This is a genomic window from Enterobacter sp. 01-M-03-SI-ECC (genome assembly GCF_047530215.1).
GTDB classification, from domain to species: Bacteria; Pseudomonadota; Gammaproteobacteria; order Enterobacterales; family Enterobacteriaceae; genus Enterobacter; species Enterobacter chengduensis.
Genome location: NZ_JBLKDA010000081.1, coordinates 1 through 2363, shown reverse-complemented (window position 1 = coordinate 2363; position 2363 = coordinate 1). Strand labels below are relative to the sequence as shown.

Below are 2363 nucleotides of genomic sequence, written 5' to 3'. Positions count from 1 at the left end.
TTCTTGAAATTCTATTCTTGATTGCATATCATCTCAACGAGTTTCGATAAGAAAGGATGCGCATGCGACCGTCTGTTGTGCTTGACATGAAGCGAAGCGCAGTGCGTGAAGCGGTAGGCCGCTTTCGCGCCGCGAACCCGCGCGTCTTCGGCTCGGTGCTGCATGGCACCGACCGGGATGGCAGCGACCTCGACCTGTTGGTCGATGCGCTGCCCGGTGCCACGTTGTTGGACTTGGGCGATTTGGAAGAAGAACTGAAATCGCTGCTCGGCGTTGACGTCGATCTGCTGACTCCCGGCGACCTGCCGCCGAAGTTCCGGGCCAAGGTGCTCGCGGAGGCGCAACCGATATGAGCGAGAACCGCCTGCCCGATTACCTCGACCACATTCAGCAGGCCGCAACCGATGCGCGCAGCTTCGTGGAAGGGATGGCCAAGGACGACTTCTTGGCCGACAAGCGCACCCAGCAGGCCGTCATCATGAGCCTGATCGTCATCGGCGAGGCGGCCACAAAGGTGATGGATGGCTACGTCGAGTTCACCCAGGCGCATGCCGACGTGCCGTGGCGCAGCATGCGCAATATGCGTAATCGCATGGCTCACGGCTATTTCGACATCAACCTCGATGTGGTGTGGGAGACGGTACAGGAATGGCTGCCGGCGTTGCTCCAGCAATTGCCCGCCGTGCGTCAGGATGCCGACGATGAAGACCGTAACGACAACTGTGAAAGAGGGATCTCCGATGACTGTTGAATCGAGAATATTTTCTGTAGCCGAGTATGTTCAGCCGTCCGAAGGCGAGCCTATTCGTTCCGTTGTGCTTGAAACCCGAGACTCAATTATCGTGGTTTGGCATGTCCATCCCGGGCAGGAAATTGCGGCTCACATTCATCCTCACGGCCAAGACACGTGGACTGTTTTGTCGGGAATGGCTGATTACTTTCAGGGCAATGGGATTGTTCGTGCCCTCAGGGAAGGTGAGATAGCCGTGGCAAGACCGGGCCAAGTGCACGGGGCGCGAAATACAGGTACCGAGCCATTTGTGTTAGTCTCGGTTGTGGCATCAGCCAATGCCGGTTTCGTATTGGCTGAGCGATAGAGCCCAATCTCTGGAGTTGGTCCAATGAGCGGTCGGGGAGATAGGTAACAGACATGCAGCGGACACGGCTGCTAAACCAGGTCGCAAACCTCCTTGCGTCGCAGCGTGCCGCAAGCGACGCGATCAATCGAATGGGGTCGGCATGAGACTGAACACCATCCAGTTCCCGACCGCGTAGCCGCCTGTCCTGCCGATCAGGTCTTGACCATCGACGCCTGGGATCAGTCCTGAATGTTCTTGGAGACCACTACGTTATGAGCCGCAGCCGCCGCAAAACACCCATCGTCGGGCACACGACCTGCGGCAGCGAGCGCGAGGACAAGAAGCTCTGGCATCAGCGCTGGCGCACCCGTGAGCGCACGGCGCTGACCAGCGCGTCGCCCGAAGCCCTGAGCGCCCATCTGCCCCTGCTGGAAAACCAGGCCAGCAGCGTCTGGTCGATGGGCAAGGATGGCCGCTCCTACTGGCCCGTCAAGCGCCAGGCCGCCACGGCGGATCGCATCGCCAATCACAAGGGACGCAACCCGCAAGAACGCGCCTCCCTGAAAAAGCGCCTGCTGCGCAAGTGGATGAGCAAATGAAGCTCTCCTTCCATCAGCACATTGCGCTGTTCTGGATGATCGGTGCTCCGGGCGTCTTCGCGCCCGTGATCGAGAACGCCAAGCGGCCCGATGCCGGCGCCGTCATGGCGTGGGGTGTCGCGATCGTGGCGGTGATGATCCTCTTCACCCCTTTGCTGCTGCGCTGTCCACCATTCCGGCGCTGGTATGGCCGGACGGATGCGCTGTCGGAGCGGCAGCGCCAGGCGCTTGCCGAGCGCGGCCTGCGCCGCTACTACCAGACCGCTTTCGATGACGGCTACGTGCCCCGCGTGATGCCCTACGTGTGGCGCATCATCTGGACGGTCGGCGGGTTGATGGCTGTGACCGCCGTACTGCCTACCAACACCGGACGGCCAGCCTTCGATGCCTTGGTGGTCTTCTCGACCTGGTATCCGATAGGCGTGATGCTGCTGGTTTTCGCGTCGAGGCCCCTTGGCCGGTTGATTCGCCAAAGAGCACAGGAGCGGCGGAAATGAGCACGTCAACCATCGAGGCGCTGGCCAGCGCCTGGGCAAGGATTGCCGAGGAAGCGGAATTCCCCGCTGACTACGAGGGGACTGCCACACCACAAGCGCATCGGGCTAGCGAAGCTATTCAGGAGCAGATTCGGGAGCGCATCGTCGCCACCAACGACATGCGGCTGTTCAGCCTGCTGCACCTGCTG

At 60.8% G+C, this 2363-nt stretch carries 5 protein-coding genes and 1 pseudogene; all 6 read left to right on the top strand.

Annotated elements, in window-relative coordinates; translation table 11 throughout:
* Positions 1-62: 62 nt before the first annotated feature.
* Positions 63-353 (top strand): nucleotidyltransferase family protein, encoded by a 291-nt coding sequence (locus ACMWKK_RS26070; RefSeq protein ID WP_001247892.1) that lies wholly within the window; start codon positions 63-65, stop codon positions 351-353.
* A complete protein-coding gene (locus ACMWKK_RS26065) occupies positions 350-751 on the top strand; it encodes a DUF86 domain-containing protein (protein ID WP_001293886.1) in 402 nt (133 codons plus the stop codon). Before ACMWKK_RS26070 ends, ACMWKK_RS26065 begins: the two co-directional genes overlap by 4 nt.
* Positions 741-1097, top strand: coding sequence for a cupin domain-containing protein (locus ACMWKK_RS26060; protein WP_000215515.1), 357 nt, complete (start codon positions 741-743; stop codon positions 1095-1097). Before ACMWKK_RS26065 ends, ACMWKK_RS26060 begins: the two co-directional genes overlap by 11 nt.
* Positions 1098-1351: 254 nt before the next feature.
* Positions 1352-1678: a hypothetical protein gene (locus ACMWKK_RS26055; protein WP_003100858.1), complete on the top strand. Its 327-nt coding sequence runs from the start codon at positions 1352-1354 to the stop codon at positions 1676-1678.
* Entirely contained in the window at positions 1675-2175 is a 501-nt protein-coding gene (locus tag ACMWKK_RS26050) for a hypothetical protein (RefSeq protein ID WP_003100856.1), read from the top strand. Before ACMWKK_RS26055 ends, ACMWKK_RS26050 begins: the two co-directional genes overlap by 4 nt.
* A pseudogene (locus ACMWKK_RS26045) lies at positions 2172-2363 on the top strand (hypothetical protein); the annotation flags it as partial. The gene ACMWKK_RS26050 and the pseudogene ACMWKK_RS26045, both read left to right, overlap by 4 nt.